The organism is Parabacteroides faecalis (assembly GCF_022809355.1).
Lineage (GTDB): Bacteria > Bacteroidota > Bacteroidia > Bacteroidales > Tannerellaceae > Parabacteroides > Parabacteroides faecalis.
The window spans coordinates 1-22,929 of sequence record NZ_JAKZMM010000033.1 but is presented as its reverse complement, the minus strand read 5'-3'; the positions used below and the strand labels follow the sequence as shown (position 1 = coordinate 22,929).

The following is a 22,929-nucleotide window of genomic DNA, read 5'->3' as shown; positions in this document are numbered from 1 at the left end:
AGTGAACCAACTGTCCGAAACCGAACACTATGATTTTCCGCCTTGGATTGATAATCAGTTAGATATATTTATGGCATAGCATTTGCTTCTATCTTGGAAAATGAAATGGATATGAAACGAATTTGGATTTTGTGTTTAATTTATATCATAGGAATGTGTGATAACGGCTATGCTGATGACGTGGAGACTCGGACTGTCTCTCTTTCATTGACAGATGCTATTCGGTTAGCGCAATTGCAGTCGGTCGATGCGGCAGTCGCCTTAAATGAATTGAAGACGGCTTATTGGGAATACCGGACACACAAAGCGGAGCAATTGCCGGAGATTATCTTCACCGGCACATTGCCTTCGTACAGCAAGCAATACTCCAAATACCAGCAGTCGGACGGATCTTATACGTATGTACAGAATAATGTCTTAGGTCTTAATGGAGAAATTTCGATAGAGCAGAATATCGCCCTGACAGGAGGTAAGATTGCCTTGAATACATCATTGGATTTTACCCGTCAATTGGGGAAAAGTGCTTACAATGAATTCATGAGTGTTCCGGTCAGCCTCACATTGACGCAGCCGATATTCGGAGTGAACGATCAGAAATGGAAGCGGCGTATTGAGCCGGTCCGTTATGAAGAAGCGAAGGCTGCTTTTATGGAAAGTGTAGAAACGGTGACCATTACAACCATTACGCATTACTTTAATCTGCTGCTGGCGGAAGATAACCTGGCCGTTTGTAAACAGAATTTAGAGAATGCCAATAAGCTTTATGAGATAGCAATTGCCAAACGGAAGATCGGCCATATCTCGGAAATCGAACTGATGCAGCTCAAACAGTCGGCTTTGCAGGCAAAGGCAAAGGTAACGGAGGCACAGTCGAATCTGAATTCGATGATGTTCCAGCTGCGCTCTTTCTTGGGATTAAGTGAACGGGACCGTATTGAGCCGGTTTTACCCGAAGCCATTACCGGTGTGCGTCTGGATTATCAGCAGGTATTGGCACGGGCTCAAGAGAATAATTCCTTCTCCAAGAATATTCTGCGTCGTCAGTTGGAGGCCGATTATGATGTAGCTACGGCCAAAGGAAACCAGCGAAGCATCAATTTGTTTGCCTCGGTTGGTTATACAGGGAAAGATCTTTCCTTTTCGGGAGCCTATAATCCGCTGAAAGATAATCAGGTGGTGCAAGTAGGCGTTTCGATTCCGATACTGGATTGGGGCAAGCGGAAAGGAAAAGTAAAAGTTGCCGAATCGAACCGGGAAGTCGTGCTTTCGAAAATCCGTCAGGAACAGATGGATTTCAATCAGAATATTTTCCTTTTGGTAGAGAATTTCAATAACCAGGCTGCCCAATTGGAAATTGCCTCGGAAGTAGATTCTCTGGCAGAAAGCCGATATAAAACTTCTATAGAGACTTTTATGGTAGGGAAAATAGATATTCTTGAATTAAATGATGCCCAAACGTCAAAGGACAGTGCCAAGCAGAAACACATTGAAGAGCTGTACTATTATTGGCGTTATTTCTATAATATCCGTAGTCTGACGTTGTATGATTTTCTGAATAATTGTACATTAGATGCAGAATTTGAGAAGATCGTCAGATAAACGGAATATTACATGGATGAAGGGGAGATTGTATTATATCAGCCGGATGAGATAATAAAACTGGAAGTTCATTTGAAAAATGAGACCGTCTGGTTATCTATTGAAGAGATGTCTCAACTTTTTGGACGAGACATCAGTGTGATAGGAAAACATATTCGTAATATATTCAAGGAAGAAGAGCTGGTAAAAGATTCAGTTTGGGCAAAATTTGCCTATACTGCGTCAGACGGAAAGACATATCGGGTGGATTATTATAATCTGGATGTGATTATCTCGGTGGGTTACCGGGTAAAGAGCAAGCAGGGCACCCGCTTCCGTCAGTGGGCCAATCAGATACTGAAAGATTACGTACTGAAAGGTTATGCGATGAGCCCGTATTCTCATCGTCGGATAGAAGAAAGATTGAATGATCATGACCGGCAGATCCGGGAACTGACTGATAAAGTAGATTTCTTTGTACGGACTTCCCTGCCTCCGGTAGAAGGGATTTTCTATAATGGTCAGATCTTTGATGCGTATAAATTCGCTGTAGATCTGATCCGGTCGGCCAGGCATTCGCTGATACTGATCGACAATTATGTAGATGAATCGGTGCTGTTGATGTTGAGTAAGCGCCGGACGGATGTATCGGCTGTGATTTATACACAACGGATCATGCCCCAGATGCAGTTGGATTTGGAAAAGCATAACAGCCAGTATCCGCCGGTTGAAGTGAAGACGTACCGGGGTTGCCATGATCGTTTCCTTCTGATCGACGGTCAGGCAGTTTATCACATCGGCGCGTCGTTGAAAGATTTGGGGAAGCGGATGTTTGCTTTCTCCAGGTTATCTATTCCGGCGAAAGTTATTACAGATTTGCTGGCAGCTGACGAGGAAAAGGAAGAAGTTATAAATAAAGAAGAAAAGATAATATGACAGATACTAAAATTCTGGTAGTTGATGATGATGCCGTGGTACGTTCTTCGCTGACGTTTCTGCTGAAGCGGGCAGGTTATCTGCCAGTAACGGTGGATGGACCTAAGGACGCACTTCGTCTGGTTCGCGAAGAAGAATTCCGGTTGGTACTGATGGATATGAATTTTACCTTGACAACAACCGGGGAAGAAGGTATTCATCTGCTGAGGCAGGTCAAAGTGCTGCGCCCGGATTTGCCGGTTATCCTGATGACGGCATGGGGCTCTATCTCTTTGGCCGTACAAGGCATGCAGGCCGGCGCTTTCGATTTCATCACGAAACCATGGAATAATCTGGTATTACTGAAGGCGATCCGTAATGCTTTGGATTTATATGCGCCGGCAGAACCGGCAGCATCAGAATCGGATGCTGGGCGTGCTCATCCGTGTTTTGATAAAATCATAGGGAAAAGTCCGGCGTTGCTAAGCCTGCTGGATACCGTGGCGCGTATTGCTCCGACAACAGCCTCTGTCTTGATTACCGGAGAAAGCGGAACGGGAAAGGAACTGATTGCCGAAGCCGTCCATACACACAGTCGCCGGGCAAAAGAGCCTTTTGTGAAAGTAAACTTAGGCGGTCTGTCGCAAAGCCTGTTCGAGAGTGAGATGTTCGGACATAAGAAGGGAGCATTTACCGATGCCTACATGGATCGGACCGGCCGTTTTGAGATGGCTGATAAAGGAACAATCTTTCTGGATGAGATCGGAGACCTGGAATTGTCCAGTCAGGTGAAGCTATTGCGGGTATTGCAAGACCAGACCTTTGAGGTGTTGGGCGATAGTCGTCCACGGAAAGTGGATGTGCGGGTTGTCAGTGCTACGAATCGGGATTTGTCGGCTATGGTACGCGAACATACGTTCCGTGAAGATCTGCTCTATCGTATTAACCTGATCACCGTCCATTTACCGGCTTTGCGTGAACGGCGGGAAGACATTCCGCTTTTGGTACGTCATTTTGCCCAAAAGCTGGCAGAGACGAATGGCCTGCCGCCAGTTGAATTTACTTCCGAAGCATTTACCTATTTACAGCAATTGCCTTTCCCGGGTAATATCCGCGAGTTGAAGAATCTGGTAGAACGGACGTTGCTGGTATCCGGACGGCAGCGGATCGATGCTTCCGACTTTGAGCAGTTCGGAATGCCGCAATCTTCTTTATCCGCTTCTACCTCACTGGAAGGATTGACGCTTGAAGAGCTGGAGCGAAAAAGTATCCTCCAGGCTTTGGATAAATATGAACACAACCTGTCGCGAACCGCTGAAGCCTTAGGCATCAGTCGGGCTGCATTGTATCGGCGGCTGGAAAAATATGGCATTAAGGTATGCGATTAAAGAATATCTTCCTCGGATTCCTGCTGTTGCTGGCAGTCTTGTTTGCCTTGATCTTCTTCCTATGGAGCGGGGAAAACGCTGAGTGGATTTTCTTTGCCCTCGAAGGGTGGATTATCTTGCTATTGGTTTATCTGTACTATTTCTATCGTCGCATCATCAAACCACTTTATACTTTGAGTAATGGTATGGACCTGCTGAAAGAGCAGGACTTTAGTTCGCGATTGGGGCATGTGGGGCAAAAGGAAACCGATCGTATTGTGGATGTCTTCAACCGGATGATGGAACAGCTGAAGAACGAACGCCTCCATGTGCGTGAACAGAATCATTTCCTGGATTTGCTGATACAAGCTTCTCCGATGGGTGTCCTGATCCTCGATTTTGACGGTCGGATCTTGTCGGTTAATCCGGCTGTTTGCCGCGTACTGCATCTGGCTGATGAGAAAGATTTGCTTGGTTTACCCTTGGCTTTGTGTACACAGCCTTTATTGGAAGAAATCCGGAACATACCGCTTGACAGCTCCCGGAGCATCCGGTTGAATGATGCCAATATTTATAAATGTTCGCATTCTTTCTTTATGGATCGGGGACTGCGACATGAATTCTATCTGATAGAAGTATTAACACATGAGGTATTTAAGGCAGAGAAAAAGGCGTATGAAAAGGTGATTCGCATGATTTCGCATGAGGTGAACAACACAACTGCCGGGATTACTTCTACGCTGGATACGTTGGAATCGTCATTTCGTGGAATGGACGACATGGAAGAAGTAAGCGATGTCTTGCGGGTGCTGATCGAACGTTGTTATGGAATGAGCCGTTTCATTACGAATTTTGCTGATGTAGTCCGTATTCCAGAGCCACAAGTTAAATCCGTTTCCTTGAATGAGCTGGTTTCTTCCTGTAAGCGTTTCATGGAAAATCAGTGTGTTGGTAAACAGATCCGGATTCATATTGAACTGGAAAAAGATTTGCCTTTGGTTAAACTGGATCCGATTCTATTTGAACAAGTATTGGTTAATATCATCAAGAATGCCGTAGAAGCCATAGGGGAAGATGGAGACATTTTCATTCGTACAACTAAACAGCCGCTTTGTCTGGAGATAGGAGATACGGGTGAAGGCATCTCAAAAGAGACGGAAGCAAAACTCTTTAGTCCTTTCTTCTCGACAAAACCCAACGGGCAAGGTATCGGATTGATATTTATCCGTGAAGTATTGCAGAAGCATGGTTGTTCATTCTCTCTTAAAACCTATTCGGATGCTGTGACTCGTTTTAAGATTTGGTTTTAGGAGATTTTCATAACAGAGGAAAGCTCTTATTAGAAAATATTTGTACTATCTTTGTTTTTGTGATTCAGCAAATAAGCTTATGGGTTCAATATTTGTTATTCAAGGGTTATTGATCTATATTTATGCGTTTGATCATAATCCTCCACATATTCATGTTAGGAGTGGTAGCGGTGATTTTACAATTACGTTGAAAGATCGAATTGTAGAAGGACGTGCAAAATCGAGTGCTATTCAATTAATCAATCGATTTATTGATGAACACGAAGCTGAGTTATTTGATATTTGGGATAAGGCTCAGCGAGGAGAGAAAATAGAAAAAGTGAGACGATAAAAATGATAGCTTATGTTATTGACAGTTACAGATGTGGAATATTTGGGTGATTACGTGTTGCTTTGTACCTTCAATGATGGTGTAAGAAAAAAGGTAGACCTGGCTCCTTTATTGAAATATCCGGCATTTGAAGAATTAAAAGACAAAGCCCAATTTATCCAGTTTGGTTTGCAAGATACGATCTTTTGGTCGAATGGGGCTGATATTGCTCCTGAGTATCTTTATGAGAATGGTATTACGGCATAAATATGATTGAATATCTTAAGGATGAGGCACGAAATCAGTAATGTGGAAAGCTGATTTCGTGCCTCTTTTTATTTCCTTGCTTTAATCTCTTAATGTTCGTGAGGAACAGGAGGATAATCCAGTGTATAATGCAAACCACGACTTTCCTTACGTTCGATAGCTTGACGTGTGATCAGATATCCTACATTGATCATATTACGTAATTCACAGATTTCACGGGAAGCAATAGACCGTTTAAACAGACTTTCTGTTTCTTCGTACAATAAATCCAGACGATCCCAAGCACGCTTCAGGCGTAAGTCTGAACGGACGATACCTACATAGGTACTCATAATCTGCCCGACTTCCTTCAAGCTTTGGGTGATCAAGACCATCTCTTCCGGCAGGCGAGTTCCTTCGTCGTCCCATTCCGGAATGTTTTCCTGATAAGAAAGTGAGTCGAGGATACTCAAACTGTGTTTAGCTGCAGCATCTGCATAAACTACGGCTTCGATCAGGGAATTGGAAGCAAGACGATTACCTCCGTGTAATCCGGTACAAGAACATTCACCAACGGCATACAGACGATTGATTGACGAACGGGCATTCAGATCGACTTTAATACCACCACACAGATAATGTGCGGCAGGCGCAACTGGAATATAATCTTTCGTGATGTCAATACCCAAGCTCAGGCACTTTTCGTAGATGTTCGGAAAGTGCTTCTTGGTCTCTTCCGGATCTTTGTGCGTCACATCCAGATAGACGTGGTCGTCACCACGATTCTTCATTTCCGTGTCGATTGCACGTGCTACGATATCACGCGGAGCCAAAGAGAGACGTTTGTCGTATTTCTGCATGAATTCTTTTCCATCCATTGTACGCAGAACACCTCCATAACCACGCATAGCTTCGGTAATCAGGAATGAAGGACGATCACCCGGATGATATAAGGCCGTTGGGTGGAATTGAACAAATTCCATATCTTTCACGGTTCCTTTTGCACGGTAAACCATGGCAATACCGTCACCGGTTGCTACCAGCGGATTGGTAGTTGTCTGGTAAACGGCTCCAATACCTCCGGTAGCCATTAAGGTAACTTTGGATAGGAAGGTATCAATCTTACCCGTTTTCATATCCATGATGTAGGCACCATAACATTCAATGTCGGGTGTCTGGCGGGTAACGGTTACACCCAAGTGGTGTTGTGTCAGAATCTCGATGGCAAAATGGTTCTCGAAAACTGTGATGTTAGGATGTGTCTGTACGGCGCGGATCAGACTGTCCTGAATCTCGGCTCCCGTATTGTCTTTGTGGTGCAAGATGCGGAATTCGGAGTGACCGCCTTCACGGTGCAGGTCGAAGTTCCCTTCTGCATCTTTATCGAAATCTACACCCCAACTGATCAGTTCCTTGATTTGTTGTGGAGCATTACGGACAACTTGTTCGACGGCAGCCCGGTCACTCAACCAGTCACCCGCGATCATGGTGTCTTGAATGTGCTTGTCGAAGTTGTCAACAAGCAGGTTGGTAACAGACGCTACGCCTCCTTGGGCAAAATACGTATTTGCTTCTTCGAGGCCGGATTTGCAGACGAGGGCTACTTTTCCTTTATGTGCCACTTTCAGGGCAAAACTCATTCCGGCGATACCGGAACCAATAACTAAGAAATCAAATCGCTGTACCATATATGTATATTTAAGAAATCCCGTGGTGCTGGTGAAGCACACACGGGATGTATGTTTGTTATACGTTGAAACGGAAGTGCATGATGTCACCGTCTTGTACGATGTATTCCTTTCCTTCGACGCTCATCTTGCCGGCTTCTTTGACAGCCGCTTCTGAACCATATGAAATATAATCGTCGTATTTGATGACTTCAGCGCGGATAAATCCTTTCTCGAAATCTGTATGGATCACACCGGCACATTGCGGAGCTTTCCAGCCTTTGTGGAAGGTCCAGGCACGGACTTCATCGGGTCCGGCAGTCAGGAAGGTTTGCAGATTCAGCAGTTTGTAGGCCGACTTGATCAGACGGTTTACTCCCGATTCCTCGAGACCGATTTCCTGCAGGAACATCTGGCGTTCGTCGTAAGTTTCCAGTTCGGCGATTTCGCTTTCTATTTTAGCGGCAACCACCAGGATTTCGGCATTCTCTTCTTTGACAGCTTCGCGAACAGCTTCTACGTATTTATTACCGCTTACGGCACTGGCTTCATCCACGTTGCAGACATAGAGCACTGGCTTATTGGTCAGGAGAAAGAGATCGTGTGCCACTCTTTCTTCTTCTTTGGTCTCGAATGAAACGGTACGGGCACTCTTGCCTTGTTCCAAGGCTTCCTTGTATTTGCATAATACTTCATAGGCTATTTTTGCCTGCTTGTCTCCACCTGTCTGAGCTTGTTTCTGTACTTTGGCGATACGGCTGTCTACTGTTTCCAGGTCTTTGATCTGAAGTTCCATGTCAATGATTTCCTTATCCCTTACCGGATCTACGGAACCGTCCACATGAACGATGTTATCGTCGTCGAAGCAGCGCAGCACATGCAGGATGGCGTCTGTCTCTCGGATATTGGCGAGGAACTTGTTTCCCAATCCTTCTCCTTTGCTGGCGCCTTTCACCAGTCCGGCGATGTCTACGATTTCGACCGTAGTTGGGATGACACGCTGCGGGTGTTCAATTTCTGCCAGTTTGTTCAGGCGTTCGTCCGGCACGGTGATAACACCTACGTTCGGCTCGATCGTACAGAACGGAAAGTTGGCCGATTGTGCTTTCGCGTTCGATAAACAGTTAAAAAGAGTGGACTTCCCGACATTCGGAAGTCCGACAATGCCACATTGTAATGCCATAGTATGATATGATTCGTTTTATGATCCGTTGATTTAAATCGCAAAGATACAAATTCTTTGGGAATACCTTCTTTTGTTTAAGGATTGTTTGCTGGACACGGTTTAATAATCCAATAAATGAAACAATCCCCAGTATCAGGATTGCAGAGATTCTGATTCTGGGGATTTAATATAGAAAGTCTTGGTAGTCGATTAGAGAGACTTCGGCCGGTCAGCCGGAGCTGCTCCGAACTCCTTGTTTGGTGTGCTGCCCATTTCGAAGGTCAGGTTACCGCCTTTCATGACATCCTCGTAGGTGATGTATGATTTTGTGTAAGGTTGTCCGTTCAAGGTAGCCGACTGGATGTAGATATTGTCGTGGCTATTGTTGTGAGCGACGATCTCGAATGTCTTGCCTTCGGGCAACTGGATCGTGGCTTCGTTGAACTGCGGACTACCGAACACCAGAATACCGTGTGACGGGTTGACCTGATAGAATCCCAAGGCCGACATGATGTGCCAAGCCGACATCTGACCGCAGTCCTCGTTTCCAATCACACCTTCCGGTTTGTCGGTATAGAACTCATCCTGGATGTAACGGACTTTCTCGGCTGTTTTCCATTGTTGTCCGGCATACGGATACAGATAGGCTACATGGTGGCTCGGTTCATTTCCGTGTGCATACATACCAATCAGTCCGCTGATGTCGGCCGATGCTCCTTCACCCATATCTCCATTGGCTACGAACAAAGAATCCAGTTTGGCATTGAATGCATCGTCGCCACCCATCAAGGCAATCAGTCCTTCCGGATTCTGGGGCACGAAGAAAGTATAATGCCAACCGTTGCCTTCGCAGAAATCACCTACGCCGTGTACTGAACGGAACGGATCATACGGTGTACGCCAAGAACCGTCGTCCATCTTCGGACGGATGAAGTTGATGCTCTTGTCGAAATACTGTTCATAATAATGGCCGCGCTTGAAGAATTCCTGATAGTCGGCCTCTTTACCCATTTGCTTTGCCATCATGGCAATACCCCAGTCGCCAACGGCATATTCCATGGCGATAGAAGTTGCTTCGTGTACTTTATCACAAGGAATATATCCTTTTTCCATCACGAAAGGAACTCCTTTCTGCTTATCGTATGTAGCTGAAGAAGTCATCGCTTTGAAAGCACGTTCTGCATCAAATCCTTTGATTCCTTTCAGATAAGCATCCGCAATGATAGGTATGGCACTATAACCCGGCATACATTCAGTTTCTCCACCAACCAATGGCCAGATTGGCAATTTGCCCTGCTGGTCGTAAATGCTCAGCATAGAATTGACGAAGTCAGGAACATACTGCGGTTTGATGATGGTGAACAACGGATTCAACGTACGGTAGGTATCCCATAAAGAGAAGGTAGAGTAGTTCTTCCAAGAATCAGCCTTATAGACTTTATCATCATGTCCGCGGAACTCACCGTTTACGTCGCAATATAAAGTCGGAGCAATGAAGGCATGGAACATGCTGGTGTAGAATATTTTCTTTGCCCGCTCGTCGTTGGTATTGATATCAACACAGGCCAGCTGGTCGTTCCATTTTTCTTTTGCCTGTTGGCAGACTTGGTCGAAATCCCATCCTGCGAGTTCTGCATTCATATTGGCTTGTGCATTGGCACAACTAACGGACGAAATGGCAATCTTGCATTTTACTTCTTTCGGGGCATCCTTGAAAGTCAATACACCTTTTACGGATTCTCCTGTTAATTCATCATTACCTGCCGGTGTATCATCGTTGAATATTTGCAGCGACTGGATCGGTTGTTCGAACTTCATCACGAAGAATACCTTGTGCTGCGGGCTCCATCCTTTGGAGAAACGATAACCTTCGACGGTATTGTCGTCTACCTTTTTCAGATAGGTATCGTATGCCCGGTCGCCGTTACCTTCCTTCAGATTGACCAGTAAATGACTTTCGCCTTCCGGATAGGTATAACGATGGATCGCTACACGTTCGGTAGCTGATAATTCGGCTTTCACACCGTTATCCATCAGCAAAGAGTAATAACCCGGTGCTACCTTTTCATTCGCGTGTGAATAGTAAGAAGAACAAGCTCCTTCGATATTATCCTGTTCTCCACGTTTGGTACGGACTTCGCCCATGAACGGCATAACCAGCACATCGCCTAAGTCGGCACAACCCGTTCCGCTCAGGTGTGTATGGCTAAAACCGATAATTACGCTATCCGAATAATGATAACCCGAGCACCAGTCCCATCCTTTGTGGATATTCTGCGGACCAGCCTGAATCATACCGAAAGGAACGCTGGCTCCCACAAATACATGTCCGTGTTCTCCGGATCCGATATACGGATCGACATACGCTGTGTAATCTACAACTGGGCTGCTAGTTTCTGCCTTCTTTTCTCCTGAAGCGCAGGAAACGGCCCATAAAGCCTGGCATCCGATGAGGACTGCCATTGAAAGTTTTGTGAATGTGTTCATTGTATAAGGTATTAAAACGTTGTTCTACTGAAAATCTTGAATTTGTCGGAATACGCCTTTTTCTGTAACATAAGCCGTTACCAAGGCTGCCGGTGTAACATCGAATGCCGGATTATAAACTCCAACATGCTCGGGTGCCATCCGGTGTATATAATGCAAATCGGTTACTTCTGAAGCCGACCGTTGTTCGATAACAATATCTTTTCCTGTCGGTGTGTGCGGATCAAAAGTACTGGTCGGTCCTAATACATAGAAGGGAATTTTATAATAATGGGCCAGAACAGCCAAGCCGCAAGTACCAATCTTGTTGGCTACGTCTCCATTGGCAGCGATCCGATCGCAACCCACCATGATCATGTCGATCATTCCCTGACTCATTAACGAAGCTGCCATATTATCACAGACCAATGTGGTATCAACTCCGAATCTCATTAATTCGTAGGCGGTTAGACGGGCGCCTTGGAGTAAAGGCCTTGTCTCGTCGGCATAGACTTTGGGATTCAGTCCGCAAGCCTGAGCCAGATAAATCGGAGCCAAGGCTGTTCCATAGCGGGAGACAGCCAAATGTCCGGCATTACAATGTGTCAGAATGCGACTTCCTGAAGCAATTAATCCGACACCATGCTGGGCAATCTGTTTACACATCTCGATGTCTTCTTCTTTGATACGGACAGCTTCTACCCGTAAAAGCGTTTTTATCTCTTGGAAATCGGTTGAACTTATCTTGTCTTTACCAGCTATCCATTGCTTGAATAGAACGGTCATCCGATCAAGTGCCCACGAAAGATTAACGGCTGTCGGTCGGCTGGCGCGAATCCGGTTGGCCAAAGCTTGGAATTCTGTTTGCATAAGTTGGGCAGAAGTTATATTCGCCAACGTACGGGCAAAACAAACATATAGTCCGGCAGCAGCAGCTACTCCAATTGCCGGTGCTCCTCTGACCTTCAAACGGACAATGGCATCGATGAGTTCTTCTTCGTTGTCGATTTTGAGGAAGACTTCTCGGGCAGGAAGCTGGGTCTGGTCGAGGATGACCAAGCTGTCTTCTTCCTCACATAAAGAAACCACATCGGGCAAGGAAAATGTCTGTTCCAGTTTCTCTAATCCTATTTCTTTGAAGTTCTCCATGCTATCAATATTTTTCTTCATCCTCGCCTCGGTTCTGCTTCGTCCATTCCTCAGCACAGTCCGAGAGCATCTGATACCAGTCTGCACCAAATTTCCGGATTAAAGGTTCTTTCAAGAACTGATAGACCGGAACACCTTTCATCTTTCCTAAAATGACGGCAGCTTTGCATACATCCCAACGGTGATAATTGACAGCCGTATAAGGACCGTAATTCTCAATCCGTATCGGATATAAATGGCAGGAAATAGGCTTATAGAAGTTACATTTCCCTTCACGGTAGGCTTTCTCGATGGCGCAATAACAGCAGCCTTTCTCGTCGTAGCAAGTAAAGACACAATTCTTGTTACCCACGATGGAAGTTACCAGATCACCATCCTGATCGGTATAAACAACTCCTTGCTTCTTGATGACCGCTTGTGCTTCCGGAGAAAGTTCGTCCCAGACAACCGGAAGAACCTTTTCCAGTTCGGCAACTTCGTTTTTCTCGACGGGAGCGCCGGCGTCGCCTTCGATACAGCATTCACCTTGGCAAGCCTCCAGGTTACATATAAATTTTTCTGTCAGGATATCGCTTGAAACAACGATGTCCTCTATTTGAATCATCATAATTCTTTTTCTTTCGGTTTATTATAATGAATGAATCCTACGGGCCGACGTTCTTTTTGCTCGGCTTGTCTCTTGTGTTGGTCGGCCAACTGAGATAATGCCAGGTAAATATCATCCAACTCTTTACGGAAATCCTCACTCAGATCATTAACGGTAGCCATTGTATCTTCATTACCTTCTTCTAAGGCTTTCATCCGTTGTTTTAATTCGCGGATTTCCTGAATGGTTGTATCTGCCGATAAGACATATTGACGTACGGAAACAAAGGCACGCATGATAGAGATGTTAATCTCGATGGCTGTTTCATTGTTTAATACGGAGGAGAGCATGGCTACTCCTTGTTCGGTAAAAGCGAAAGGCATGTATCGCGTACCTCCTCTTTTGTTTGAGGTCACAATTTGTGACCTCAAACTATCAAACTCTTCAGGTGTCAGTTCAAACATGAAGTCGGAAGGGAAACGCCTGAGATTTCGTCTGACAGCTTGCTTTAATACTTTTGTTTCTGTTCCGTATAAACTGGCAAGATCAAAGTCTAACATAACCTTATAGCCCCTGATCTCGTAGATTTTATGTTGGATGACTTGTATTTCCATAGATAAAATAAAGGCGCGCCAAAGGGAATTCGGCACGCCCCTTTATGGTTTTGATGAATGATTATTTAATCAGATCCTTTCCTGTCATCTCAGCCGGCTGTGCCATACCTAAAATGTGCAGGATAGAAGGAGCTACGTCTGCCAATACTCCATTTTCTACTTGGGCAGCTTTGTTTTCTGTTACGTAAACAAACGGAACCGGATTCAGTGAGTGAGCTGTATTCGGAGTACCGTCTGCATTCAGGGCATGATCAGCGTTACCATGATCGGCAATGATGATTACTTCGTAACCGTTTGCCTTGGCTGCTTCAACAGTATCTTTTACGCAGTTGTCGATAGCAACGACTGCTTTTTCGATCGCTTCGTAAATACCTGTATGACCAACCATATCTCCGTTAGCATAGTTGACAACGATGAAGTCGTATTTCTGTGTACCGATAGCTTCTACCAGTTTGTCTTTTACTTCGTAAGCGCTCATCTCCGGTTTTAAGTCGTAAGTTGCTACTTTCGGAGACGGAACCAGAATACGGTCTTCGTTTTCATACGGAGTTTCGCGACCACCGTTGAAGAAGAAGGTTACGTGTGCATATTTTTCTGTTTCGGCAATGTGCAACTGAGTCTTGCCATTGTTTGCCAGGTATTCGCCCAGTGTGTTCTGTACGTTTTCCTTGTCGAACAAGATATGTACGCCTTTGAATGAAGCATCATACGGAGTCATGCAATAATACTGCAAGCCCGGGATTGTCTTCATGCCCTGTTCCGGCATATCCTGCTGTGTCAGTACGATTGTCAATTCCTTAGCACGGTCGTTACGGTAGTTGAAGAAGATAACTACATCACCTTCTTTGATGGTTCCGTCTACGGTTGAGTTGTTGATCGGTTTGATGAACTCGTCGGTAACGCCTTCGTCATACGATTCCTGCATAGCCTTTACCATGTCATCTGCTTGCTTGCCTTTACCTTCGATCAGCAAGTCGTATGCTTCCTTCACACGTTCCCAACGTTTGTCGCGGTCCATTGCATAGAAACGACCTACGATAGATGCGATCTTACCGGCTGTTTTTTCGCAATGAGCAGTCAGTTCTTCGATGAAACCTTTACCGCTCTTCGGGTCTGTATCACGACCATCCATGAAACAGTGGATGAATGTCCGTCCGTTCAATCCGTATTCCTGAGCAATATCACACAATTTGAACAAATGATCGAAAGAAGAGTGAACACCACCATTGGAAGTCAAACCCATGAAGTGGATATTCTTTCCGTTTTCTTTGGCGTACGAGAAAGCTGAAACCACTTCTTTGTTCTGCATAATGCTATTGTCGGCACAAGCACGGTTGATCTTTACCAAGTCCTGATAAACAATACGACCGGCTCCGATATTCAAGTGACCTACTTCAGAGTTACCCATCTGGCCGTCGGGAAGACCTACGTTTTCACCACTGGCCTGTAACTGAGAGTGAGGATAGTTTGCCAATAAAGAGTCCCAATACGGTGTTGGAGTGTTGAAAATGACATCATCTTTTTTGTGGTCGCCACAACCCCAACCGTCAAGAATCATTAAAAGTGCTTTCTTAGCCATAATTGTAATTTTTATATATGATAAGTAATCTGTTATTTCGTTTCTTTAGTTTGTTCGTTTCTAAGTAACTGTAAGCATCCAACTTAGTCGCCCGAAAACTAACAAACTTATCTACTTATATATGTTTGTCCTTATTTTCAATTCGCCTGCAAAGATAACAAATTCGGATGTATTATTGTTAGATTCAAAGTATTACTTTTGCCTAAGAATTATGGAAAAGTATTTTGATGATAAGGAATTAGGACGGGTCGTTATACGTTACAGCGAGCGGGCACGTAATTATACGCTCAAAATAACCAACGGTCAGGTATTTGCAACCATGCCGGTTCGGGGAAGCGAAGAGAAAATGCTGACTTTTATCCTCGGTAACCGGGAGAAAATCAAGGCGGCTTTGAAGAAACATCCGGCCAGACCTTTATTGAATGAACAGACCGATTGGCAGACGGCTACTTTTCGGGTACGAATTGTCCGTACCGAAAGGGATAATTTCTACATGGCCCTCAAGGATGGTGTCTTGCAAATCTCCTGTCCTCAGGTCACCAACTTCGCTGACGACGAAGTCCAACAACTCCTCAAACAAATGCTGGCCAGTGCATTCCGCCATGAAGCCAAGCGATACCTGCCCGGACGTTTATCGGCTTGGGCTCAGAAATACGGCTTTGTTTATAAACAAGTAAAAATCAATAGCAGTCAGACGCATTGGGGCTCATGTACATCAAGCAAGCATATCAACCTTTCTCTCTACTTAATGCTTCTTCCCTGGCATCTGATTGACTATGTTCTCTTGCATGAACTCTGTCATCTGAAGGAAATGAGTCATAACGAACACTTCTGGAATTTGTTGGACCGACTGACAGACGGGAAGGCAAAAGCCTTGCGAACAGAACTGAAATCATATCATATGTTGAAATAAGGATTGAGGCCATCTGTTAATAAATTCCTTCTTAACTCCAGAATAGCCTACTTTTATTCTTGTATTTACAAAGAACAATTCCTCTTTTCCCTACTATATTTTAATTAATTCACCCATGTGATGTAATTGAATCACCATAATGAATTGATTACATTACCTATGTGAATTAATTGATTCATATTAGTGATGCAATTAATTTGTTGGCATGAAAATAGGAATTTATAACGGATTTGTAATAGTTCTCAATGCTTTTGCAAGAGCTGATTGTGGGTTTAGGCTGTTGGGTAAAGAGGATAAAGCGTGATTCCTTTGAAGATAAATTGAATGTGATGAAATCATTACTGTTGAATTAAAAGCAAAGAAATTCCTATCTTTCTGGCGGGAATGAAATGATAAATATTACCTTTGCGATATTAAATGATTGAATTATGGAACATCCTTTGCATATTTACAACACGTTGACCCGTAGAAAGGAACAATTTGTTCCGTTGCACGAACCTTTTGTCGGCATGTATGTTTGCGGACCAACGGTTTATGGAGATGCGCATCTCGGACATGCGCGTCCGGCGATTACGTTTGATGTCTTGTTTCGGTATTTGAAACATCTGGGATATAAAGTGCGTTATGTACGTAATATTACGGATGTTGGTCACTTGGAGCATGATGCCGACAGTGGAGAAGACAAGATCGCTAAGAAAGCACGCCTGGAACAGTTGGAGCCGATGGAAGTGGTTCAGTATTATTTGAACCGGTATCATAAGGCAATGGACGCACTGAACGTATTGCCTCCCAGTATTGAACCGCATGCTTCCGGTCATATTATCGAACAAATTGATTTGGTAAAGAAAATCCTGGATAACGGATATGCTTATGAAAGCCAGGGTTCGGTATACTTCGATGTTGAGAAGTATAATAAAGATCATCGGTACGGAATCTTGTCGGGACGGAATATTGAGGATATGCTCAATACAACGCGTGCTCTTGACGGACAGGAAGAGAAACACAATCCGATAGACTTTGCTCTTTGGAAATGTGCACAGCCGGAACATATCATGCGTTGGCCTTCTCCGTGGAGTGATGGTTTCCCCGGATGGCATTGCGAATGTACGGCCATGGGAAAGAAATATCTGGGTGAAAACTTCGATATTCACGGTGGCGGTATGGACTTGATATTCCCGCATCATGAATGTGAAATTGCTCAGGCAGTCGCTTCTCAAGGACATGATATGGTACATTATTGGATGCACAATAATATGATTACCATTAATGGTCAGAAGATGGGTAAGTCATTGGGTAACTTCATTACGTTGGATGAGTTCTTTAACGGTAATCATACAATGCTGGTACAGGCTTATTCTCCGATGACAATCCGTTTCTTTATTCTGCAGGCTCATTATCGGAGTACAGTCGATTTCAGTAACGATGCTTTGCAAGCTTCTGAAAAAGGGTTGGCACGTCTGCTTGATGCTTATGCAAGTTTGCTGAAGTTGAAACCGGCAGCTACATCGACAGTCGATTTGAAGGATTTGAAGCAGAAATGTTATGACGCGATGAATGATGACCTGAATACTCCGATTGTCATCTCTCATTTGTTTGATGCTACCCGTGCCATCAATTCGATTAAGGATGGAAAGGATACGATCTCGGAAGCCGATCTGAAGGATTTGCAGGAAGTATTCCAGTTGTTTGTATTTGATCTGCTGGGATTGAAAGACGAAGCACGGAGCGGAGCTGATAACGGCAGTGTGGAAGCATTCAGTAAAGCGGTAGATTTACTGTTGTCGATCCGCCAGCAGGCTAAAGCCAATAAAGACTGGGCTACTTCGGATAAGATCCGGAATGAATTGACAGCGATGGGCTTTGAAATTAAGGATACCAAAGAAGGTGCCGAATGGAAATTGAATAAATAAGAATTTTAGAGGGCGAGTTGACAAAGATTTCAAACGTTGTCAACTCGTCATCTTATTAATTGGTTAACTCGTTAACTTCCTATGACTATACAAGAGTTTTTACAAGGGGATAAATTTGCCCTCTTAGCCGGTGTTGAATTACTGGAAACGGGTAATGGTTATGCAAAAGCCCGCATGGAAATCAAACCCGAACACTTGAACGGTGGTGGCGTGTGTCAGGGTGGAGCTATTTTTACCTTGGCCGATTTGGCTTTTGCAGCAGCAACGAATAGTCATGCTCGCCTGACCTTTTCCATTACATCCAGTATTAACTTCTTCAAATCAGAAAGCAAAGGTTTTCTGTATGCCGAAGCCCATGAAGCATTCAGTCATAAGCGTCTTGCCAACTGTGAAGTACGTATTACCAACGAAGCCGGCGAACTGATTGCTACTTTCAACGGAACAGGCTATCGGAAAGATACCGAATTGCCTTTTAAGCCTCTTGAGTAAGCAATTGCTCGATTATCCGAGGATAATGAGTATATTCCAAGGTGTGAACTTTGGTCGCTACATCTTCAGCTGTGTCTGTCGGCAATAGCTTACAGGAAGTTTGGAAGATGATAGCTCCTTCATCGTAATGCTCATTAATATAATGTATCGTAATGCCTGATTCTTTTTCTCTGGCCGCAACGACAGCCTCGTGTACATGGATACCATACATGCCTTTTCCTCCGTATTTAGGTAATAACGAAGGATGAATGTTGACAATCTTTTCCGGGAAAGCCTGAATGAGCGGATCAGAAATCTTACTCATGAAGCCGGCTAAAACGATGAAGTCAATATGATATTCCTGCAATACGTTGAGAACCGGATCGCCTGCCTCAAAATCAGCTTTTGATAACGTAATGGAAGGAATGTGCAGACGGGCGGCCCGTTCGTGTACACCCGCTTTCAATCTGTTAGACACGATTAGTGCCACATTAATCTTTTCATTCTTAGAAAAATATTCGGCGATGTTTTCCGCGTTTGTACCTGTTCCGGAGGCAAAAATGGCTATATTCTTCATGATTATCTCAGTTTTAGTGCACAAGAAAATAAAAAATGTGCAATTTATCTCATTTTTCGGTCATTAAATTTGTATTGTAACACAAAAAATTCGTTTCTTTGCAGTGCAAAAATAAAAAGTAATATTGTAATTATTAATCTAAATTCAAAAGTTATGTCTGAAATAGCTGAAAAAGTAAAGAATATCATCGTTGATAAACTGAGTGTAGAAGAATCAGAAGTTACAAACGAAGCAAGCTTTACTAACGATTTAGGAGCAGACTCTCTTGATACAGTAGAATTGATTATGGAATTTGAAAAAGAATTCGGTATCTCTATTCCTGATGATCAAGCAGAAAAGATTACAACTGTAGGTGACGCTATCGCTTATATCGAAGCTAACGCGAAGTAATCAACCCTTTTTATATAAAAAGGTATGGAATTAAAACGAGTTGTAGTAACAGGTCTTGGAACTATTACTCCTCTTGGAAATACCCTCACAGAAACTTGGGAGGGTCTTCTCAATGGGAAGAGTGGGGCAGGACCTATTACTCATTTTGATGCAAGTAAATTTAAGACGCAATTTGCATGCGAAGTGAAAAACTTCGATGCTTCTTTATATGTAGATCGTAAAGAAGCACGTAAATGCGATCGTTATAGTTTGTTAGCCATTGGTGCTGCCAAGCAAGCAATTGAAGACGCAGCAATGGATTTGGAGAGCGAAGATAAAGATCGTATTGGTGTTATCTTTGCTGCCGGTATCGGTGGTATCCAGACATTTGAAGATGAAGTGCTGGGTTATGCAAAAACCAAAGATACAATAGGCCCGAAGTTCAATCCGTTCTTTATCCCGAAAATGATTGCTGATATTGCAGCAGGTCATATTTCTATGATTTACGGATTCCGTGGTCCTAATTTCGCAACTGTATCAGCTTGTGCATCTTCAACAAATGCCATTGCAGATGCATTCAATTATATCCGTTTAGGAAAAGCGAATGCAATTGTAACGGGTGGTGCTGAAGCTGCTATTGCTGCTCCGGGTGTTGGTGGTTTCAATTCAATGAATGCCTTGTCAACACGCAATGATTCTCCCGAAACTGCTTCACGTCCGTTTAGCGGAAGCCGTGATGGTTTTGTTATGGGTGAAGGTGCTGCTTGTCTGGTATTGGAAGAAATGGAACATGCTTTAGCTCGTGGAGCAAAGATTTATGCTGAAGTTGTGGGTGCTGGAATGTCTGCCGATGCTTATCATTTAACAGCTTCTCATCCGGAAGGTTTAGGCGCTATTTTGGTAATGAAGAATGCATTGGAAGATGCTGAAATGAAACCGGAAGACATCGATTATATCAATGTTCACGGAACTTCTACTCCTGTAGGAGACATTTCAGAGGTGAAAGCTATCCAGAAAGTATTTGGTGAACACGCCTATAAATTGAATATTAGTTCAACTAAATCAATGACAGGACACTTGCTGGGTGCTGCTGGTGCTTTAGAAGCGATTGTAAGTATCAAAGCTGTACAGGAAGATATCGTTCCTCCGACAATTAACCATGTTGAAGGTGATAATGATCCGGAAATTGATTACAATTTGAACTTTACATTTAATAAAGCTCAGAAGCGTACGGTAAATGCTGCTTTATCAAATACATTCGGTTTTGGTGGTCATAATGCCAGTGTCATCGTTAAAAAATTTGTAAAGTAACGTGTTATCACAACTATACAAGAAAATAAGGCTCCTTACGCGTAAAGGCAAGGAGCCTTATTCGTCTATTTATAAGCTTGTTGGCTTTTATCCGAATAATCCGGATTTGTATAAGCAGGCTTTTCTGCATAAGTCGCAGTCGATAGAAGATGATGATGGAAAATGGTTGAATAACGAACGTCTTGAATTCTTGGGTGATGCGATACTGAGTGCCGTAGTGGCCGATATTGTTTATAAGCATTTCGAGAATAAAAGAGAAGGATTTCTGACGAATACACGCTCTAAGATTGTTTCCCGCGACTCAATGAACCGGATTGGTTTGAGTTTGGGAATTGAACCTCTGTTGAGATATTCGGTTAATACCTCTACTTTACATGAGTCACACAACAGCAATATGTTGGGAAATGCATTGGAGGCTTTGATTGGTGCGATTTATCTGGATCAAGGATTTGATGCGTGTTATCGTTTTATCCGGGATGTATTGATCAAGAAACATATTGATATTGATAAAATATCGGAAACGGAAGTCAACTTCAAGTCGAACCTTATTGAATGGGGACAGAAGAATCGGTTGCCGGTATCATTCGAGATTATTGAATCTTTCCAGGATGAACAATGCAATCCGGTATTCCAAACGGCGGCAGTTCTGCTCGAAACCGGCGAACATATTGGAATCGGGATTGGATATTCTAAGAAGGAGTCGCAGCAAAATGCAGCTCAGATGGCTATGAAGAAAATACGTACGGACCGGAGTTTTCAACAATATATTATAAGTTTGAAGAAGAAGGTTCGGGAAGATAAAAAGGCACGTGAGGAAAATGAGCAGAAAGCCGAGGAAAATACCGAAGTGAATAATACCGTGCCTGAAACAGATAAAGTTGAGATTTCAACTGAACAAAAGGAAGCAATGACAGAAAGTGCTTCTTGAATAATTGACAATAAAGGAATGGCATACAGATACCGGAATGGTAGTTTATTCTGTATGCCATTTTTATGTTTGTTTCTCTCGCTCTTAATCTTCAACCGTGATTTCCCCAATCAACGAACATTGCATGTATTCTTTTACTTCTTCCGAACTTAATCCGGAACCAAATAAGAACATCAGTTTGGTAACAGCACTTTCGGTTGTACTGTCGTAACCACTGATTACTCCATTTTCCAATAAGTGATGACCGGTTTTATAACGTCCCATTTCTACACTTCCGGTATGACATTGGGTGATATTGACAATCACGATGCCTTTGTCGGTTGCTTCCCGGATAAGTTTCAGAAACCATTCGGATGAAGGAGCGTTACCGCTACCAAAAGTTTCCATGACGACGCCTTTTAATTGCGGAGTCTTCAACAGGTTTTCGACAACCAATGGCGACATTCCCGGGAATAGCTTGAGTATGGCAATGTTGTTGTCGAACGTATAATGTGGTTTCAAAGGCTTTTTCAGTTTAGACCGGTAAATGTGAGGCAGATTATAATGAATACTGATGCCTGCATGAGCCAGTACCGGGTAATTATAGGAATGGAAAGCGTTGAAGTTGTCGGCGCTTGTCTTGCTGGTCCGGTTTCCTCGCATCAAGTCGTTTTCAAAGAAAATACAAACCTCCTGAATTACCGGTGAATCACCATCGTGAGCCGCAGCAATCTCAATGGCTGTAATCAGATTTTCCTTTCCATCCGTACGAAGCATACCTAATGGTAGTTGTGAACCGGTCAGAATAACCGGTTTGCTCAAGTTCTCTAGCATGAAACTTAGGGCAGAAGCAGTAAACGCCATCGTATCTGTCCCGTGTAAGACGACAAAACCATCAAACGAAGCATAGTTTTCGGCTATGATTTGTGCTGTTTTGATCCATACTTCCGGTCCGATCTCTGAAGAATCAAGTGGGTTTTCGAATTGAATGGTTGTGATGGAACAATCCAAAGCATTCAGATCAGGAATAAATCGGGATAAATGCTGGAAATCGAATGGCTCAAGTAAGCCTGTTTCCTGGTTTTGTATCATTCCGATAGTTCCGCCTGTGTATATTAAAAGGATGGATGCTGGTTTATTTTTCTCTTTCATGTCAATAAGAAACTGCACTTAACTGTTTAATGCTGCAAAGATAACTATCATTTTGAAACATATAGGCCTTTTTAATTCATTATTTTATGATGTTGCTCTTTCATTCTGATCTTTTCCCCGTTGGAAAGTCGTGTTTTTCTCGTTAGGTTTGGATTGTTTGGCTTCTGTCGAAAAGCTTTACCATATTTGTCAAAAAGCTTTACTATATATATGGAAAAGCTTTAGCACATTTGTCAAAAATATAGGAGGATACGACAAACAGGGCTGACGCATTACAATCATTTTTTATTGGAATCAATTTTATTACAAGGAGGATTCCAGTCTGCATCAAGTAGTTCTACGAGGAAATCAGAATTCCATCCTGCCATTT

General features: G+C 43.5%; 21 protein-coding genes. 12 read left to right on the top strand and 9 right to left on the bottom strand.

Translation table 11 applies throughout. The annotated features are described in order from the left end of the window. Positions 1–111 precede the first annotated feature (111 nt). From MUN53_RS12555 to MUN53_RS12530, 6 genes are all read left to right on the top strand, one after another. On the top strand, positions 112–1,599 hold the full coding sequence (locus MUN53_RS12555; protein ID WP_243325781.1) for a TolC family protein: 1,488 nt from the start codon (positions 112–114) through the stop codon (positions 1,597–1,599). Positions 1,600–1,611: 12 nt separating this feature from the next. Continuing rightward, on the top strand, positions 1,612–2,514 hold the full coding sequence (gene rhuM / locus MUN53_RS12550) for a virulence RhuM family protein (RefSeq protein WP_243325779.1): 903 nt from the start codon (positions 1,612–1,614) through the stop codon (positions 2,512–2,514). Further along, the gene (locus tag MUN53_RS12545; RefSeq protein ID WP_243325778.1) at positions 2,511–3,881 is read left to right on the top strand and encodes a sigma-54-dependent transcriptional regulator; all 1,371 of its coding nucleotides are present in this window, start codon (positions 2,511–2,513) and stop codon (positions 3,879–3,881) included. Before rhuM ends, MUN53_RS12545 begins: the two co-directional genes overlap by 4 nt. After that, positions 3,872–5,170: a sensor histidine kinase gene (locus tag MUN53_RS12540; RefSeq protein WP_243325776.1), complete on the top strand. Its 1,299-nt coding sequence runs from the start codon at positions 3,872–3,874 to the stop codon at positions 5,168–5,170. Before MUN53_RS12545 ends, MUN53_RS12540 begins: the two co-directional genes overlap by 10 nt. 79 nt (positions 5,171–5,249) lie before the next feature. Beyond that, positions 5,250–5,501: a DUF4160 domain-containing protein gene (locus tag MUN53_RS12535; RefSeq protein ID WP_243325774.1), complete on the top strand. Its 252-nt coding sequence runs from the start codon at positions 5,250–5,252 to the stop codon at positions 5,499–5,501. 12 nt (positions 5,502–5,513) lie between these two features. Then, complete coding sequence (locus MUN53_RS12530) at positions 5,514–5,747, top strand: DUF2442 domain-containing protein (protein WP_022454607.1); 234 nt, start codon at positions 5,514–5,516, stop codon at positions 5,745–5,747. Between the two features lie 89 nt (positions 5,748–5,836). On the opposite strand, the gene nadB is transcribed toward MUN53_RS12530, so the two are convergent. The 7 genes from nadB to gpmI form a co-directional block, all read right to left on the bottom strand. Further along, positions 5,837–7,414, bottom strand: a complete 1,578-nt coding sequence (gene nadB / locus MUN53_RS12525) for an L-aspartate oxidase (protein WP_022454608.1) — start codon at positions 7,412–7,414, stop codon at positions 5,837–5,839. A 58-nt stretch (positions 7,415–7,472) separates the two neighbouring features. Beyond that, complete coding sequence (ychF, locus tag MUN53_RS12520) at positions 7,473–8,576, bottom strand: redox-regulated ATPase YchF (protein ID WP_022454609.1); 1,104 nt, start codon at positions 8,574–8,576, stop codon at positions 7,473–7,475. A 192-nt stretch (positions 8,577–8,768) separates the two neighbouring features. Continuing rightward, positions 8,769–11,045, bottom strand: a complete 2,277-nt coding sequence (locus tag MUN53_RS12515) for a GH92 family glycosyl hydrolase (RefSeq protein ID WP_243325772.1) — start codon at positions 11,043–11,045, stop codon at positions 8,769–8,771. A 24-nt stretch (positions 11,046–11,069) separates the two neighbouring features. Then, positions 11,070–12,140: an S-methyl-5-thioribose-1-phosphate isomerase gene (gene mtnA / locus MUN53_RS12510; protein ID WP_394803077.1), complete on the bottom strand. Its 1,071-nt coding sequence runs from the start codon at positions 12,138–12,140 to the stop codon at positions 11,070–11,072. A gap of 37 nt (positions 12,141–12,177) precedes the next feature. Then, positions 12,178–12,777, bottom strand: a complete 600-nt coding sequence (locus tag MUN53_RS12505) for a DUF3109 family protein (protein WP_243325813.1) — start codon at positions 12,775–12,777, stop codon at positions 12,178–12,180. Continuing rightward, positions 12,777–13,373, bottom strand: coding sequence for an ORF6N domain-containing protein (locus tag MUN53_RS12500; protein WP_243325770.1), 597 nt, complete (start codon positions 13,371–13,373; stop codon positions 12,777–12,779). Before MUN53_RS12500 ends, MUN53_RS12505 begins: the two co-directional genes overlap by 1 nt. A gap of 61 nt (positions 13,374–13,434) precedes the next feature. After that, positions 13,435–14,952, bottom strand: coding sequence for a 2,3-bisphosphoglycerate-independent phosphoglycerate mutase (gene gpmI / locus MUN53_RS12495; RefSeq protein ID WP_243325768.1), 1,518 nt, complete (start codon positions 14,950–14,952; stop codon positions 13,435–13,437). Between the two features lie 211 nt (positions 14,953–15,163). Here gpmI and MUN53_RS12490 point away from each other — a divergent pair, with 211 nt between their 5' ends. The 3 genes from MUN53_RS12490 (at position 15,164) to MUN53_RS12480 (ending at position 18,264) form a co-directional block, all read left to right on the top strand. Next, on the top strand, positions 15,164–15,865 hold the full coding sequence (locus MUN53_RS12490) for a M48 family metallopeptidase (RefSeq protein ID WP_243325767.1): 702 nt from the start codon (positions 15,164–15,166) through the stop codon (positions 15,863–15,865). Positions 15,866–16,293: 428 nt separating this feature from the next. Further along, positions 16,294–17,775 (top strand): cysteine--tRNA ligase, encoded by a 1,482-nt coding sequence (cysS, locus tag MUN53_RS12485; protein ID WP_243325765.1) that lies wholly within the window; start codon positions 16,294–16,296, stop codon positions 17,773–17,775. 81 nt (positions 17,776–17,856) lie between these two features. After that, positions 17,857–18,264: a PaaI family thioesterase gene (locus MUN53_RS12480; RefSeq protein ID WP_022454583.1), complete on the top strand. Its 408-nt coding sequence runs from the start codon at positions 17,857–17,859 to the stop codon at positions 18,262–18,264. Here the strand turns inward: MUN53_RS12480 and purN are convergent. Beyond that, positions 18,248–18,820: a phosphoribosylglycinamide formyltransferase gene (purN, locus tag MUN53_RS12475; RefSeq protein ID WP_243325764.1), complete on the bottom strand. Its 573-nt coding sequence runs from the start codon at positions 18,818–18,820 to the stop codon at positions 18,248–18,250. The genes MUN53_RS12480 and purN overlap by 17 nt on opposite strands. Positions 18,821–18,973: 153 nt before the next feature. Between purN and MUN53_RS12470 the strand changes: the two genes are divergently transcribed. Genes MUN53_RS12470 through rnc form a run of 3 tightly spaced genes read left to right on the top strand, consistent with a single transcriptional unit; the run spans position 18,974 to position 21,428 of the window. Further along, complete coding sequence (locus tag MUN53_RS12470; RefSeq protein ID WP_022454585.1) at positions 18,974–19,210, top strand: acyl carrier protein; 237 nt, start codon at positions 18,974–18,976, stop codon at positions 19,208–19,210. 24 nt (positions 19,211–19,234) lie between these two features. After that, positions 19,235–20,500, top strand: a complete 1,266-nt coding sequence (gene fabF / locus MUN53_RS12465) for a beta-ketoacyl-ACP synthase II (RefSeq protein WP_243325762.1) — start codon at positions 19,235–19,237, stop codon at positions 20,498–20,500. Position 20,501: 1 nt separating this feature from the next. Next, the gene (gene rnc, locus MUN53_RS12460; protein WP_243325761.1) at positions 20,502–21,428 is read left to right on the top strand and encodes a ribonuclease III; all 927 of its coding nucleotides are present in this window, start codon (positions 20,502–20,504) and stop codon (positions 21,426–21,428) included. An 84-nt stretch (positions 21,429–21,512) separates the two neighbouring features. Here the strand turns inward: rnc and MUN53_RS12455 are convergent, their stop codons facing one another. Then, positions 21,513–22,559, bottom strand: a complete 1,047-nt coding sequence (locus MUN53_RS12455; protein WP_243325758.1) for an asparaginase — start codon at positions 22,557–22,559, stop codon at positions 21,513–21,515. Positions 22,560–22,929 lie beyond the last annotated feature (370 nt).